Genomic DNA, 13,800 nt, shown 5'->3' with positions numbered 1-13,800 from the left:
TCGTAGCCCTTGAACTCACCGCCAAAACGATCCGCACCAACCTTCGTCAGCGCCGCCGTCAGCGTCGTCTTGCCGTGGTCCACGTGACCGATCGTGCCCACGTTCACGTGGGGCTTGGTGCGTTCGAACTTACCCTTTGCCATGAGCGCAAATCCCAATGGAGTCAGTGAGTGAGGAAATCTTAACGAGCTATCAGGCGATACCGCGGCGGCTGCGTGCGGTGGTGCTCATGACTGGAATCGAACCAGCGACCTCTTCCTTACCAAGGAAGTGCTCTACCGACTGAGCTACATGAGCACAAAAAACGCAGTGACGAGGTCAATGGAGCGGGAGACGGGAATCGAACCCGCACCATCAGCTTGGAAGGCTGAGGTTCTACCATTGAACTACTCCCGCCCAGCGCGGAACTCGTCTCTTGAACCGCATGAGCATACAGCTGCCCGTGCGATCCGCCTTCCAGCCTTGTCCGCGGTCACCCGCAGCAATCGACTGGTGGAGGGAGGTGGATTCGAACCACCGAAGGCGTAAGCCAGCAGATTTACAGTCTGCCCCCGTTGGCCGCTTGGGTATCCCTCCAACAAAGAACGGCTATTGTGTGGATCGAGGCTTGATGTGTCAACACCTTGACGAGCGAAATGGCCGGTTTTTCGAGATTTTTCCGCACGCACGCAAGCCGCGCGCAACGTCGCTGGAAATATCCCGCCGGACTTGCTCAGTCGCTGCCGGCGCCACGTGTGTCCACGAACTGCGCCATGCTCTTGGAAACCTCGAGCAACTGCCTTGCCTGCTCCTGCAAGCGGCGCTCGTTGTCATCGCGCGGTGTCCATGGCGGCACTGCGGTGGGTTTGCCGTCCGGCCTGTCCAAGGCGACGAACACCATCACGCAACTGGTAGCCAGGCGTTCCTCGCCGCTGCGCAAGTCGCGCGCCAACACATCCACGGCCATCTGCATGCTGGAGGTGCCGGTATGGATCAACTTGGCCCGCACGCTGACCACATCGCCAATCAGGATCGGCTTGACGAACTGGATGCCGCTGACCGCCACCGTCACGCAATACGCGCCGCTCCAGCCTACGGCGCAGGCATAGCCGGCCTGGTCGATCCATTTCATCACCATGCCGCCGTGCACCTTGCCGCCGAAGTTGACGTCGGTGGGCTGAGCGAGGAAACGGAAGGTGACTTCGTGTTGCTGGCCGGACATGCATGTTCCACTGGAGGTGCCGATCGGAGCGCGCATTATGCCCGCTTGGCGCGCCGCATCGGCACTCGCAACGACATCGGTGTGGTGAGCACACCCAGCGGCGATGGCCGTTCGGCGCCGTCGGCGCGAAAACCCAGACGCAGATAGACCGGTACCGCGCAACGCGTGGCATTGAGCGTGAAACGGCGTGTGCCGGCGCGGCGGATCGCATCGCGCATGGCGCGCTGCCACAGCCGCCGCGCGATACCTCGCCCCTGATAGCGCGTGCCCACATAAAAATGGATCAGATGGCTGTCATCACGCATGGCAGCCACGCCCACCAACACGTTGCCCAGATAGGCCAAGTGAAAACGTTGGCCTTCGATGATTTTCTGCCGGAGCGCCCTGGCGCCAAGACGCAAAAGCAATGCGCGCCCGATCTTGCGCGGCTGGTCGGGCACCACCCAGCGCCGCACGACGCGGCGACTCAACGCACCGATGACGCGAGCATCGTCTAGCTGCGCGAGGCGTATGCGAAGGATGTCGTGAGGCATGCGCATTCACTCCATGCATGACGCAGATGCTCGCATGAAAAAGGCCCCGCTGGTGCGGGGCTCAACATCTACACATTGAAGAGGAAGTGCAGCACATCGCCATCCTTGACCACGTAATCCTTGCCTTCCTTGCGCAACCGCCCTGCCGCCGCCGCGCCGGCCTCGCCCTTGTATTGGATGAAGTCGTCGTAGCTCACCGTTTCGGCGCGAATGAAGCCGCGCTCGAAATCGGTGTGGATCACGCCGGCGGCCTGCGGCGCGGTGAAGCCGCGCTTGATGGTCCAGGCGCGCACCTCTTTGACGCCGGCGGTGAAATAGGTCTGCAGGCTGAGCAGCTTGTAGCCGGCACGGATCACGCGATTGAGTCCAGGTTCTTCCAGACCCAGATCCTTGAGGAATTCATCGCGGTCGGCGTCGTCGAGCTGCGCGAGCTCTTCCTCGATCGCCGCGCACACCGGCACCACTTCGGCACCCTCGGCCGCGGCGCGGGCGCGCACGGCGTCCAGGTGCGGATTGTTCTCGAAGCCGTCTTCGCGCACGTTGGCGATGTACATCAAAGGCTTCAAGGTCAGCAGGAACAAATCGCGCACCAGCGCTTTTTCTTCGTCATCCAGCCCCAGGCTGCGCGCGGTCTTGCCTTCGTTGAGGCCGGCGGCGAGCTTTTGCAGTACCGGTTTCTTGGCCAGCGCTTCCTTGTCGTTGGCCTTGGCGGCGCGCTCGGCGCGGTTGAGCGCCTTTTCCACCGAATCCAGGTCAGCCAGCGCCAGTTCCGTATCGATGGTTTCGATGTCGGCGATCGGATCGACCTTGCCGGCCACGTGGATGATGTCCGTGTGCTCGAAGCAGCGCACCACGTGCGCGATCGCATCCACTTCGCGAATGTGGGCAAGGAACTTGTTACCCAGCCCCTCGCCTTTCGATGCGCCCGCCACCAGGCCGGCGATATCGACGAATTCCACCGCAGTGGGGATCACCTTCTGCGGATTGACGGTGTCCGACAGCGCCTGCAGGCGCGTATCAGGCACCGGCACCACGCCCACGTTCGGCTCGATCGTGCAAAACGGGAAGTTGGCCGCGGCAATGCCCGCCTTGGTCAGCGCATTGAACAAGGTGGATTTGCCGACGTTAGGCAGGCCGACGATGCCGCATTTGATGCCCATGGGTTATTTCCGTAAATCGTAAATAGTGAATCGGCAATCGTAGAAAGCAGGCATTGGAGACTCAACGAGTTCCGATTTCCTACTCCCGATTCCCGGCTGTATGAAGCTGCTGCATCGCCTTGTCGAACTGCCCATCGACCGCCAGCGGCAACACGTTCAGTGCGCGCGCGATGCCATCGAGCAGGGTGTCCTCGTCCTTGGCCGAAGGGCGACCCAGTACCCACGACGTGACCTGGTCCTTGTGCCCGGGATGGCCGATCCCCAAGCGCAGGCGATGAAATTTGCCATGGCCCAGATGCGCCATGATGTCGCGCAGGCCGTTCTGGCCGCCATGGCCGCCATCGAACTTCAGGCGCACCGTGCCGGCGGGCAGGTCCAGGTCATCGTGCGCGACCAGGCATTCTTCCGGCTCGATCTTGTAGTAACGCAGGGCCGCCGCCACCGCCAGGCCGCTCTTGTTCATGAACGTGGCGGGCTTGAGCACCCACACCGGCTCGCCGCCGATGCGCAGCTTGCAGGTTTCGCCATGCAGCTTGCCGTCGAAGCCGAAGCGCTCGTGCTGGCCCGATACCAGGGCGTCAACAAACCAGAACCCGGCGTTGTGCCGGGTTCGGAGGTATTCGGTACCGGGGTTGCCCAGTCCGACGATGAGTCTTAGGCCTGCCATTGGGAGTCTGGGCGCAAGCTTGACCCCTCACCCCACCCCTTTCCCCTTAGGGAAAGGGAAGAGAACAAACGTCCTCCCTAAAGGGAGAGGGGGCGGAAGCCGAAGCGGATTACTTCTTGGGTTCCTTGGAAGCTTCCGCGGCCGGCTGGCCTTCGGCACCTTCGGCCGGCGCTTCGTCGACTTCTTCCTGTACGGTCACCGCGGTGACCACAGCCACGTCGTGATCGACGCCCAGGTGCAGCTCCGGGATTTCCACGCTGGCCGGCAGCTTCAGCTGCGACAGGTGCACGATGTCGCCAGGCTTGAGGTCGACCAGGTCCAGTTCGATGAACTCAGGCAGATCCTTCGGCAAGCAGGAAATCTGCACTTCGTTGAGGTTGTGCGAGATCACTACGCCGGCGGTCTTGCCAGCCGGGGATTTTTCCTGGTTCAGGAAGTGGATCGGCACATTTACGCGAATGGCTTCGTTCTCGTTGATGCGCAGGAAGTCCATGTGCAGCATCTGCTGCTTGAACGGATGCTTCTGCCAGTCACGCACCAGCACCTTCTGCACCTTGCCGTCGATGTTCAGGTCCAGCACCGAGGAGAAGAACCACTCGTGCTTGGCGGCAAGCAGGATGGTGTTGTGCTCGATCTGGATGCTTTGCGCGGGCTGACCCGCACCGTAAACCACTGCGGGCACGAAGGACGCGCGACGCAGGCGGCGGCTCGCACCTTTCCCCTCGTCGTTGCGGGCCTGTGCCGCGATTTCATGAGTCTTGGCCATGTTGGTATTGCCTTGGATTGGAAAGCCGCCTCACGGCGACCGGACTGACTCTCCCGCGACCAGAAGAGCCGGAATGCCCGCGGATGCGGGCGGAAAAGCACACAAGTATACCGGAAATTCAAACGCCATGGCGCCCTCTTCCCTCCAGGGAGAGGGCTGGAGTGAGGGGCCAACTGGCGGGAAAGCGTAGAGGGCCGAGGCAAGCCAGGCCCCCCACCTCGGTCCTCTCTCCGGAGGGAGAGGAAGAAAAGTGCGTCAGTCGATGTAGAGCGAGCTCACCGATTCGCCGAAGGCGATGCGCCGGATCGTCTCGGCCAGCAGCTCGGCCACCGACAGCTGACGGATCTTGGCGCAATTCCTGGCTTCTTCACGCAGCGGCAGGGTGTTGGTGACCACCAGCTGATCCAGCTGGGAGCCCTCGATATTGCGGATCGCCGCACCCGACAGCACCGGGTGCACGCAATAGGCCACTACCTTGCGGGCGCCGCGCTCCTTCAGGGCCGCAGCGGCCGCGCACAGGGTGCCGGCGGTGTCGACGATGTCGTCCACCATCACGCAGGTTTTGCCTTCCACGTCGCCAATGATGTTCATCACCGTAGCCACGTTGGCCTTGGGGCGGCGCTTGTCGATAATGGCCAGGTCCGCGTCGTCCAGGCGCTTGGCGATGGCGCGCGCGCGCACCACGCCGCCCACGTCGGGGCTGACCACGATCAGGTCGTCCATGCTGTGGTTGCGCCAGATGTCCGCCAGCAGGATCGGCGAGGCGTAGACGTTGTCCACTGGCACGTCGAAGAAGCCCTGGATCTGGTCGGCATGCAGGTCGACCGTAAGCACGCGGTCCACGCCGGCGGTGCCGATCAGGCGGGCGACCAGCTTGGCGGTGATCGGCACGCGCGCCGAACGCGGGCGGCGATCCTGGCGGGCGTAGCCAAAGTAGGGAATGACCGCGGTGACGCTGGCGGCGGACGCGCGCTTGAGCGCATCGACCAGGGTCAGGAGCTCGAACAGGTTCTCCGCGCTCGGCGCGCCCGTGGGCTGCAGCACGAACACTTCCTGGCGGCGAACGTTCTCTTCGATCTCGATCTGCACTTCGCCGTCGCTGAACTTGCCGATCAGCGCCTTGCCCAGCGGAATGCCGAGGCGATGAGCGATGTCTTCGGCCAGGGCACGGTGCGCATTGCCGGTGAACAGCATCGGGCTGGACGTATCCACGATTGTTTCCTCGAAACCAGGCATTGAGTCAGCTCAGCTGGAAAGGTGCGCTCCGCCCCATCCAGCCACCCCTTCGGCACATGCCCGAATGGAGCTTGAAAAACATCGAACACGCAAGTGCCCGATGCGGCGGCAATCCATCCGTCGGACTGCACGAACAGGGGCTCGTTCGAGCCCCTGCGGTAAATGGCTGGGGCGGTAGGATTCGAACCTACGCATGCGGGAATCAAAATCCCGTGCCTTAACCAGCTTGGCGACGCCCCAATGATTCGTTGCTAGTTTGTCCCGGCTCAGCTGTGCGCCGCTCGCTGTGGCAAGCAGTGGCCGCCGGGAAACAAAGAAGGAAAATTGTGGCGGGGACTGCCATGCGTGTCAATTCAAATTGCAGACCGCGCCACTGCGCTCACGCCGGAAGCGTGCGCGACATGAACACCCGCAACGCATCGGGAAAACCGTTTTCGCGATCGCGCTCGCGTGCGTAGGCGAAGGCCGGATCGTCCTTGTCGACCACGACGAAGCCATGCCGGGCGTAGAACGGCGCGTTCCAGGGCACGTCGGGCAGCGTGCCCAGATCGATGCGGCGATAGCCCTTCTCGCGCGCCCAGTTGCAGGCATGCTCCAGCAGCGCCGAGCCGATGCCCTGCCGGTGGAACGCCGGCAGCACGTCGATTTCGGCGATGCTCACCACGTCGCCGTGCAGTTCGACATCGAGCCAGATGAACCCGACGGCTTCGCCGCTGCCATCGTCCACCGCCACCCAGACGAAACCGCGCCGGATTTCCTCCGCCAGCAGATCTTTGGGAATCGACAGGCGCGAATAGAACCGCCACGCCGCGTGGTCGCGAAACAATTCCACTGCAGCGCGCTCGATGTCGCAGATCACGTCGATGTGCGCGGCGGTGGCGCGCTGGATATGAAAGGGCACGGCAGATTCCTGAGCTTGATGGAGCGTGGATGGCGAGACTAACGCGAAAGCGAAAACCTCACTGCATCGTCCACGACTGGATCGCCAGCTTGACCTTGTACGGCGGCTTTTCGGCGAATACCTTCGCCGGCAGCGGCGGCTGGCGCGTCGTATCCCATAACGGATACGTCACTGTCCATCCATCCTGCTGCAGCATCGAGGGCAGCCGGTCGTTGCCGAAACTCAGCTCCGCGTCGGCGCCTTGCGCGCGCAAGCCCAGCACCCACGCGCGCAATTCGTCCAGCGGAACTTCCCAATGCAGGGCGCGGCGCATCAGCGCTTCGGCGTCCGGCCCGCGCTGTGGACCGCCGTCAGCGCCATCGAGCTCGGCGCCGTCCGGGCTGCCGGTGAGGCGGTAGCTCTTGCCGGTGATCGGCGTGCGGAAAACGAATTCATAGTGGTTGCCGTCCTGGGTCCAGGTAAAGCCGCCGCTACCGGCGTCCTGTCCATTGGATACACCGAGCTTGCCTTCCAAGACCCAGTGATTGGCGTTCGCCAACTTCTGCTCGCGCGCTGCCTGCTGCGCCAGTGCGGCGGCGTCGCCCTTGTTGCGCACCAGTTGCGTCGGCGCGCACGCGGCCAGCAGCAGCGGCGCGAGCGCTGCGAAAACGCGTAGGATTTTTTTCATGGCTGCAGGCGCTTCAAGGTCTGTTGCAGGGTAGTGTTGCGCGGGTCCGCGCGTCGCACTTCGTCGAACACTTGCTGGGCCTGGTCACGCCGGCCTTGCTTCCATAGCACCTCGCCCAGGTGCACGCCGACGTCGGCGTCCTTGCCCGATTGCCACGCGCTGCGCAGCACTTCGGCAGCCTGGTCCAGGTGGCCAAGGCGGTATTGCAGCCAGCCCCAGGAATCGGCGATCGAAGGATCGTTCGGCTTCGCCGCGCGCGCGGCGGCGATCAGCTGCTCCGCTTCGGTCAGGTCGCGCCCGGAATCGGCCAGTGTGAAACCCAGTGCATTGCTGGCGTCGATGTCGCCGGGCTTGATCTGCAGCAGGCGGCGGAAATCGGCCACGGCCGGGTCGATCTTTCCGATCTCCGCATATGCCAGTCCGCGTCCGTACAAGAGATCTGGATCGTCCGGCGCCACCTGCAGCGCATGGCTGAAGGAATCGATCGCCTCGGCATAACGCTTCTCGCGCAGATAGAGATCCGCGTCGACTTCATATGCGCGCCGCAACTGCGCCGGCTGGTCGAGGTAGTCCGTCTGCATCTCGGCCAACTGCTGATGCGCTTCGGCGCTGCGGCCCAGATCCTGCAGCAGGATCGCGCTGCGCAGGTCGGCGTCGAAGGCGTGCTCGTCTTCGTCCGGCACCTGGTCGTACCACTTCAACGCCTCTTCCTTGCGACCCAGCACTTCGGCCAGCTGGCCCAGCAGGTAGGCGCTGGAAGCGCGCACGTCCTCCGGCGCCTGCGACAGTTGGTTGTAGACCTGCTGCAGGGTCTTGTTGTCCTTGGCGTTGGCGGCCAGGGCGGCGCGCAGGGCGTAGGTCTGCGCCGTCTGCGGGCCTTTTTCCAGCAGATGCGAGGCTTGCGCGTACTGGCCGCTCTGACCCAGCAGGGAGGCGTAGGTGAGACGCAGGCCGATGTTGTTCGGATCCTTCACCTGCGCCTGGCGCAGCAGGCTCAGGCCGCCGCTGCGATCGCCATTGTTGAGCTTCAGCTGCGCGGCCCAGGCGTAGGTTTCGGCGGTGCCGAACCGCTTCAGCGCGCCATCGGCGATCTGCTGGGCGTAGCCGTGGCGGTTCAACTGTTCGCCGAGCTCGCTCATCGCCAGCCAGGCCTTGGGGTCCGCTGGCAGGCGCTCGGGCGTGGCCAGGGATTCCAACAGGTTGCCGGCCAGCGCCGGATCGCGGCTGCCGATCAGTACGCGGCCGAACATGCGCCAGGCGTCCTTGTCACCACTGGCGATCAGGGCCGACAGCTGGCGGCGGGCTTCATCGGCCTGCCCCTGCTCCACCGCCAGCTGGGCGCGGGCCTGGGCCAGCTGCGCCGGCGTGGCGCCGAGCACCTGCCAGCGGTCGATGGCGCGGTGCGCGGCGTCCGCATCGTGGATGGCGATGGCCAGCGCGGCGGCCTTGCCCGCCACCTCCGGATCGCTGGAGATCATCATCGCCTTGTCGTACGACTGCGACGCGGCCTTGAGATCGGCGCTGGACAACGCCAATTCACCTGCCAGCAGTTGCGCCATCAGATCGTGGTCCAGGTCCGGCGTGGCGACGACCACCTTCGCCAACGGCTGGGCCGATGCGGGCGATGGGGCGCTTGTCCGATGAGGTACCGCTGCGCACCCGGTCAGGACAAGCACGATCCATCCACCCGCTACCCATCGCCGCACTTGCTTGAACTCGACCGCTCCGCTCAGCACACTATTCCTCCAACGAATCCTTCGGTTCCGACTTGGAACCGGATATGTCTAGTCTACGCCGGCCAACGCCTGCCGCTCCCACTCGCATCACGTCATGAAGCTGATCGCCCTCGGGCTCAACCATCTCACCGCGCCGGTCAGCCTGCGCGAACAGGTGGCGTTCGACGAAGATGCAACCGGCGCGGCCCTGCGCGAACTTGCGCACGAACCGGGCGTTGACGAAGCGCTGATCCTTTCCACCTGCAACCGAACCGAACTTTACGTGAGCGTAGCGGCTGGCGCAGAAAACGTGCCGCAGGAATGGCTCAGCCGACATCACCATCTGACTCCCGGCAAGCTTGACGAGTTCCTGTATCGCCATGATGACGAAGCCGCCGTGCGGCACATGTTTCGCGTCGCCACCGGCCTCGATTCGATGGTGCTGGGAGAACCGCAAATTCTTGGCCAGGTGAAGGATGCCTACCAGCAGGCGCGTGAAGCGCATGCACTGAAGACCTCGATGGACCGCCTGCTGCAGCACACCTTCGCCGTGGCCAAGCGCGTGCGCACCGATACACGCATCGGCGCACACACGGTGTCGGTGGCGTTCACCGCCGTGCGCCTGGCCGAACGCGTCTTCACCGATCTGCGCCAGGCCTGCGTGCTGTTGATCGGCGCCGGCGACACCATCGAGCTGGCCGTACGCCATCTGGCCGAGAAACAGGTACGCCGGCTGATCGTGGCCAATCGCACGCTGGAGAACGCGCAGGAACTGGCCGGCCGCCACGGCGGCTATGCCGTCTCGCTGCACGACCTGCCGCAGCATCTGGCCGAGGCCGATATCGTCATCGCCTCCACCGCGGCGCGCGAACCGGTGCTGACGCGCCCGATGGTGGAAAAGGCCATCGCCGCGCGCCGCCGCAAGCCGATGTTCATGGTCGACATCGCCGTGCCGCGCGATATCGATCCGGCTGTGGGCGAACTGGAAGACGTCTATCTCTACGGCATCGACGACCTGCGCCAGGTGATCGACGACAACCGCCGCTCGCGCGAGCACGCCGCGCGCGAAGCCGGCGCCATCATCGATCTGCAAGTGGAGCGCTACATGGCCTGGCGCCGCGCGCTGACCATCCGCAACCCCGCGATGGACCTGCGCGTGCATGCCGAAAGCTATCGCGACCAGGTGCTCGAAAAAGCACGCGCGATGCTCGCGCGCGGCAAATCGCCGGACGAAGCGCTGGCGTTCCTGGCCAACACCTTGACCAACAAGCTGCTGCATCACCCCAGCGCGCGGCTGCGCGAGGCCACGCTCACCGGCGATCACGATCTGCTGCACGCCGCCGGGCGCCTGTACGGCCTGGACGAAAGCGAAAAAGCGGGTACCGGCGACGACGACTAGCGAGGGCGGCTGGCTGCCGCGCTACGCACGTTTTCCGCCGCCTCCTCTTTTCGCCAGCGCTCTTTTCATGACCCCATCGATCCGCAGCAAACTCGAAGCCACCGTCGAACGCCACGAAGAACTCGCCCTGCTGCTCAGCCAGCCCGACGTATTGGCCGACACCACGCGTTTTCGCGAACTCTCGCGCGAATACGCGCAGTTGCAGCCGGTTGCCGACGCCATGCGCGAACTGGCCGACGCCGAACGCGAACTCACCGATGCGCATGCCATGCTGGAAGACGCCGAACTGCGCGACATGGCGGCCGAAGACATCGCTCGCCTGCAAACCCGCACAGCCGAGCTCGAGAACCAGCTGCAACTGCTGCTGATTCCGCAGGACCCGCGCGACGAAGCCAACCTGTTCCTGGAAGTGCGCGCCGGTTCTGGCGGCGATGAGGCGGCGATCTTCGCCGGCGACCTGTTCCGCATGTATACCCGTTACGCCGAGCGCCAGCGTTGGCAGGTGGAAGTGCTGAGCGAGCATCCGGGCGAGCACGGCGGGTACAAGGAAATCATCGCGCGCATCGAAGGCAAGGGTGCGTACTCGCGCCTGAAATTCGAATCGGGCGTGCATTGCGTCAAGCGCGTGCCGGTGACCGAATCGCAGGGACGCGTACACACCTCCACCGCCACCGTCGCGGTGCTGCCGGAAATGGACGAGATCGATGACATCGCCATTTCTCCCGCTGACCTGAAGATCGACACCTTCCGCGCATCCGGCGCCGGCGGCCAGCACGTCAACAAGACCGATTCGGCGATCCGCATCACGCATTTGCCCAGCGGCATCGTGGTGGAATGCCAGGACGAACGCAGCCAGCACAAGAACCGCGCCCGTGCGATGAGCCTGCTCAAGGCGCGCTTGCTGGACGAGGCGCAGTCCAAGCAGACCGCCGAGCAGGCGCAGTCGCGTCGCCTGCAGGTAGGCACCGGCGACCGCAGCCAGCGCATTCGCACGTATCGCTACAAGGACAACCTGATCACCGACCATCGTATCGGCCTGGATCTGCACAACCTGCCGGATGTCATGCAAGGACAACTGGAGGAGCTGTTCGGCGCACTCACGCGTGAGCATCAGGCCGATGAACTGAAGTCGCTGGCGGGGCATTGAGTCGCGCCGGCGGCGAGGTAATCTAGGCTTGTTGCAGGGGGATTTCGCGCTACCCGGTAGGTTGTTCCGGCTTTAGGCCGGAATGACCGCCATGCCGCGCGTTCGCAGTTGCTTGCCAGGCTCGCTTTACGATGACCGACGTTTCAGGTACCGATATCGCTTCCACGCTGCAAAAACTCGGCGAGCTGCTGCAGCGCGGCGCCAACGAAGAAGCGGCCCAATCGGCGACAATGGCGCGGCGGCAGTTTCCGGTCTCGGCCGAACTTATTCGCCTGCATGGCGTAGCGCTGCTGCGCCTGGGACGCCGGCGTGAAGCGCAGGTGGCGTTGAACCGCGCCGCCGAACTGGCGCCGGACAACGTCGAATTGCAATGCAACCTGGCCAGCCTCGCCATGGCCGATGGCCGCACCGGCGCCGCCATCGAGCGCCTGCAGAAGGCGCTTACAAGAACGCCCGGGCATCCCGCCTTGCTGCAGGCATTGGGTACGGCGTACATGTCCACCGGCCAGCACGCGCAAGGGCGGGATGCCTTCGCCCAGGCGCTGAAAAGCATGCCGCAGCATCCGGCCATCCGTCTGAATCTCGCCGGCGCGGAAATGGAACTGGGCCGTCTGGCAGAGGCCGAAACCCTGGTGCGCCAGGTGTTGCAGCAGGCGCCGGACGCCGATGTCGCGCACGCCATGCTCGGACATCTGCTGCACATGCAGCGCCGTCCCAAGGACGCCGCCGCCTCGCTGCTGCGCGCCGGCAAACTGGCGCAGGGCAACGTGCAATACGTATTCCAGGCCGCATTGATGCTGGATGAAGCCGAGGATCTCGCCGGCGCGCACGATGCGTTCGCCGATGCGCTGGCGCGCGCACCCGGTTCGGTACCGATCACCGGGCAGTTGTTGTTCGCCCGCCGCCGGCTGTATCGCTGGAAGGATATCGATGCGCTCAGCCAGCGCGTGATCCGCGCCGTGTCTGAAGGCGAAACCGGCATCCATCCGTTCGCTTTCCTATGCGAAGACACCGACGCCGCGCTGCAGCTGCGATGCGCGAAAACCTATGCCGCGCTGATCGAAGGCCAGGTGTCCGCCTTCCGCCAGCAGCTCAACCTGCGCCATACGGTGCCGCTGCCGGATGCGCCGATCCGGGTCGGCCTGCTGGCCGAGGGCTTTCACGAAACGGCCGTCAGCCATCATCTTGCCGGGTTGATCGAGGCACTTGGCGATAGCGATCTGGACGTCCATCTGTTCGCCACCACGCCCGACGACGGCAGCGCGATACGCCGGCGCCTCGCGGCCGCCGCCACTCTGCACGACGCTTCCGCGTTGAATCGCGCGCAGGTCGCCAGCCTGATCCACGGCGCCGGCATCGAGGTGCTGTTCGATCTCAACGGCTATCGCAGCCATGGCAATGCGGAGCTGATGTCGCTGCGTGCGGCGCCGGTCCAGGTCGGCTGGCTCGGCTACACCGGCAGTTCCGGCGCGCCGTGGATGGACTATCTGCTCACCGACAAGATCGTGCTTCCGCATGAACTGCGCGAGCACGTCAGCGAGAAAGTGATCCGGCTTTCGCGCTGCCAGCAGCCGAACGATCCGGACCGTATCCAGGCCCAGCCGCCTTCGCGCGCCGCATGCGGATTGCCGGAAACCGGCGTGGTGTTCGCCTGCCTGCAGGAAACCCAGGCGATCAATCCGGCCATGTTCGCGCGCTGCATGCTGATCCTGCAGCAGGTGCCCGACAGCGTGCTGTGGCTGCTGGCCGGGCCGGCCGATGCGGACGAACGCCTGCGGCGCGCGGCAAGTGCGCTCGATATTGCGCCCGAGCGCATCGTGTTCATGCCGCGCATGCCGTATGCGGACTATCTGGCACGCTATGCGCACGTGGATCTCTATCTCGACACCTTGCCGGTGAACTCACGAGCGACGGCGTCGGACGCATTGCGCGCAGGATGTCCGGTGCTCACCCGCACCGGCGAAACCATGGCCTCGCGCACCGTTACCAGCCTGCTGCATCACCTGGGCCTGCCCGAGCTGATCATGGGCGACAACACCTCGTTCATCGGCATGGCGACCGAGCTGGGAAATCATCCGGAAGCGCTGGTGGCTTTGCGACGCCACCTGCAACAGCAGCGCAGCACCAATCCGCTGTTCGACATCAAGGGTTTTGCGGCGGATTTTCGTCGCGTCGTGCGAACGGTCAGTGCGCGCTATCGGATCGGGCGGCCGCCGACCGATGTGGATGTGTAGTTTGCGCTCGAGTGCCGGCATCACCTCGAGAGGTTCAACATCTCCTCACCGTCATTCCGGCGAAAGCCGGAATCCAGTTCAAATCTGCGTCCGAAGGACACAACTTAGGTTTTGAGTGCTTCGCACAACGTATTGAAACTGGATTCCGGCTTTCGCCGGAATGACGGTGAGTGT

General features: G+C 64.3%; 13 protein-coding genes and 4 tRNA genes. 3 read left to right on the top strand and 14 right to left on the bottom strand.

Annotation, left to right across the window (positions count from 1 at the left end; genetic code table 11):
- From ACTHNE_RS09260 to ACTHNE_RS09195, 14 genes are all read right to left on the bottom strand, one after another.
- Window positions 1-143: GTP-binding protein (locus ACTHNE_RS09260; RefSeq protein ID WP_440269107.1), on the bottom strand; the 143-nt coding region annotated here is incomplete at its 3' end.
- Between the two features lie 78 nt (window positions 144-221).
- Window positions 222-297, bottom strand: a tRNA-Thr gene (locus ACTHNE_RS09255).
- Window positions 298-322: 25 nt separating this feature from the next.
- Window positions 323-396 (bottom strand) — tRNA-Gly (locus ACTHNE_RS09250).
- Window positions 397-490: 94 nt separating this feature from the next.
- Window positions 491-576 (bottom strand) — tRNA-Tyr (locus ACTHNE_RS09245).
- Between the two features lie 136 nt (window positions 577-712).
- Window positions 713-1,201: an acyl-CoA thioesterase gene (locus tag ACTHNE_RS09240; protein ID WP_324947773.1), complete on the bottom strand. Its 489-nt coding sequence runs from the start codon at window positions 1,199-1,201 to the stop codon at window positions 713-715.
- Between the two features lie 35 nt (window positions 1,202-1,236).
- Window positions 1,237-1,734 (bottom strand): GNAT family N-acetyltransferase, encoded by a 498-nt coding sequence (locus tag ACTHNE_RS09235; protein ID WP_324947775.1) that lies wholly within the window; start codon window positions 1,732-1,734, stop codon window positions 1,237-1,239.
- Window positions 1,735-1,802: 68 nt separating this feature from the next.
- On the bottom strand, window positions 1,803-2,894 hold the full coding sequence (ychF, locus tag ACTHNE_RS09230) for a redox-regulated ATPase YchF (RefSeq protein ID WP_440269106.1): 1,092 nt from the start codon (window positions 2,892-2,894) through the stop codon (window positions 1,803-1,805).
- Between the two features lie 79 nt (window positions 2,895-2,973).
- Window positions 2,974-3,561 (bottom strand): aminoacyl-tRNA hydrolase, encoded by a 588-nt coding sequence (pth, locus tag ACTHNE_RS09225; protein ID WP_324947780.1) that lies wholly within the window; start codon window positions 3,559-3,561, stop codon window positions 2,974-2,976.
- A gap of 109 nt (window positions 3,562-3,670) precedes the next feature.
- Entirely contained in the window at window positions 3,671-4,327 is a 657-nt protein-coding gene (locus ACTHNE_RS09220) for a 50S ribosomal protein L25/general stress protein Ctc (protein WP_324947782.1), read from the bottom strand.
- Window positions 4,328-4,582: 255 nt separating this feature from the next.
- Window positions 4,583-5,563 (bottom strand): ribose-phosphate diphosphokinase, encoded by a 981-nt coding sequence (locus tag ACTHNE_RS09215; protein WP_440269105.1) that lies wholly within the window; start codon window positions 5,561-5,563, stop codon window positions 4,583-4,585.
- Window positions 5,564-5,726: 163 nt separating this feature from the next.
- A tRNA-Gln gene (locus ACTHNE_RS09210) sits at window positions 5,727-5,803 on the bottom strand.
- Between the two features lie 139 nt (window positions 5,804-5,942).
- Window positions 5,943-6,464 (bottom strand): GNAT family N-acetyltransferase, encoded by a 522-nt coding sequence (locus tag ACTHNE_RS09205; protein WP_324941802.1) that lies wholly within the window; start codon window positions 6,462-6,464, stop codon window positions 5,943-5,945.
- A 58-nt stretch (window positions 6,465-6,522) separates the two neighbouring features.
- Window positions 6,523-7,131 carry a lipoprotein insertase outer membrane protein LolB gene (lolB, locus tag ACTHNE_RS09200; RefSeq protein WP_324941805.1) on the bottom strand — a complete coding sequence of 203 codons (609 nt, stop codon included), beginning with the start codon at window positions 7,129-7,131 and terminating at the stop codon, window positions 6,523-6,525.
- Window positions 7,128-8,867 carry a tetratricopeptide repeat protein gene (locus ACTHNE_RS09195; protein ID WP_324941808.1) on the bottom strand — a complete coding sequence of 580 codons (1,740 nt, stop codon included), beginning with the start codon at window positions 8,865-8,867 and terminating at the stop codon, window positions 7,128-7,130. The genes lolB and ACTHNE_RS09195 overlap by 4 nt, the downstream gene beginning before the upstream one ends.
- Window positions 8,868-8,961: 94 nt before the next feature.
- Between ACTHNE_RS09195 and hemA the strand changes: the two genes are divergently transcribed.
- From hemA to ACTHNE_RS09180, 3 genes are all read left to right on the top strand, one after another.
- Window positions 8,962-10,245 carry a glutamyl-tRNA reductase gene (gene hemA, locus ACTHNE_RS09190; protein ID WP_324941810.1) on the top strand — a complete coding sequence of 428 codons (1,284 nt, stop codon included), beginning with the start codon at window positions 8,962-8,964 and terminating at the stop codon, window positions 10,243-10,245.
- 67 nt (window positions 10,246-10,312) lie between these two features.
- A complete protein-coding gene (gene prfA, locus ACTHNE_RS09185; protein ID WP_324941813.1) occupies window positions 10,313-11,392 on the top strand; it encodes a peptide chain release factor 1 in 1,080 nt (359 codons plus the stop codon).
- A 131-nt stretch (window positions 11,393-11,523) separates the two neighbouring features.
- Complete coding sequence (locus ACTHNE_RS09180; RefSeq protein ID WP_440269104.1) at window positions 11,524-13,626, top strand: O-linked N-acetylglucosamine transferase, SPINDLY family protein; 2,103 nt, start codon at window positions 11,524-11,526, stop codon at window positions 13,624-13,626.
- The last annotated feature ends 174 nt before the right edge of the window (window positions 13,627-13,800 follow it).

It is taken from the genome of Dyella sp., from assembly GCF_051954575.1.
Taxonomy (GTDB): Bacteria; Pseudomonadota; Gammaproteobacteria; order Xanthomonadales; family Rhodanobacteraceae; genus Dyella_B.
The sequence above is the reverse complement of the archived record's forward strand: the minus strand, read 5'-3'. Positions and strand labels throughout refer to the sequence as shown.

Bases quoted from the DNA above. Each gene is read 5' to 3' on its own strand.
- ACTHNE_RS09240 (WP_324947773.1), bottom strand. From the start codon at position 1,201: ATGTCCGGCCAGCAACACGAAGTCACCTTCCGTTTCCTCGCTCAGCCC.
- ACTHNE_RS09235 (WP_324947775.1), bottom strand. From the start codon at position 1,734: ATGCCTCACGACATCCTTCGCATACGCCTCGCGCAGCTAGACGATGCT.
- ychF (WP_440269106.1), bottom strand. From the start codon at position 2,894: ATGGGCATCAAATGCGGCATCGTCGGCCTGCCTAACGTCGGCAAATCC.
- pth (WP_324947780.1), bottom strand. From the start codon at position 3,561: ATGGCAGGCCTAAGACTCATCGTCGGACTGGGCAACCCCGGTACCGAA.
- ACTHNE_RS09220 (WP_324947782.1), bottom strand. From the start codon at position 4,327: ATGGCCAAGACTCATGAAATCGCGGCACAGGCCCGCAACGACGAGGGG.
- ACTHNE_RS09215 (WP_440269105.1), bottom strand. From the start codon at position 5,563: ATGCCTGGTTTCGAGGAAACAATCGTGGATACGTCCAGCCCGATGCTG.
- lolB (WP_324941805.1), bottom strand. From the start codon at position 7,131: ATGAAAAAAATCCTACGCGTTTTCGCAGCGCTCGCGCCGCTGCTGCTG.
- hemA (WP_324941810.1), top strand. From the start codon at position 8,962: ATGAAGCTGATCGCCCTCGGGCTCAACCATCTCACCGCGCCGGTCAGC.
- prfA (WP_324941813.1), top strand. From the start codon at position 10,313: ATGACCCCATCGATCCGCAGCAAACTCGAAGCCACCGTCGAACGCCAC.
- ACTHNE_RS09180 (WP_440269104.1), top strand. From the start codon at position 11,524: ATGACCGACGTTTCAGGTACCGATATCGCTTCCACGCTGCAAAAACTC.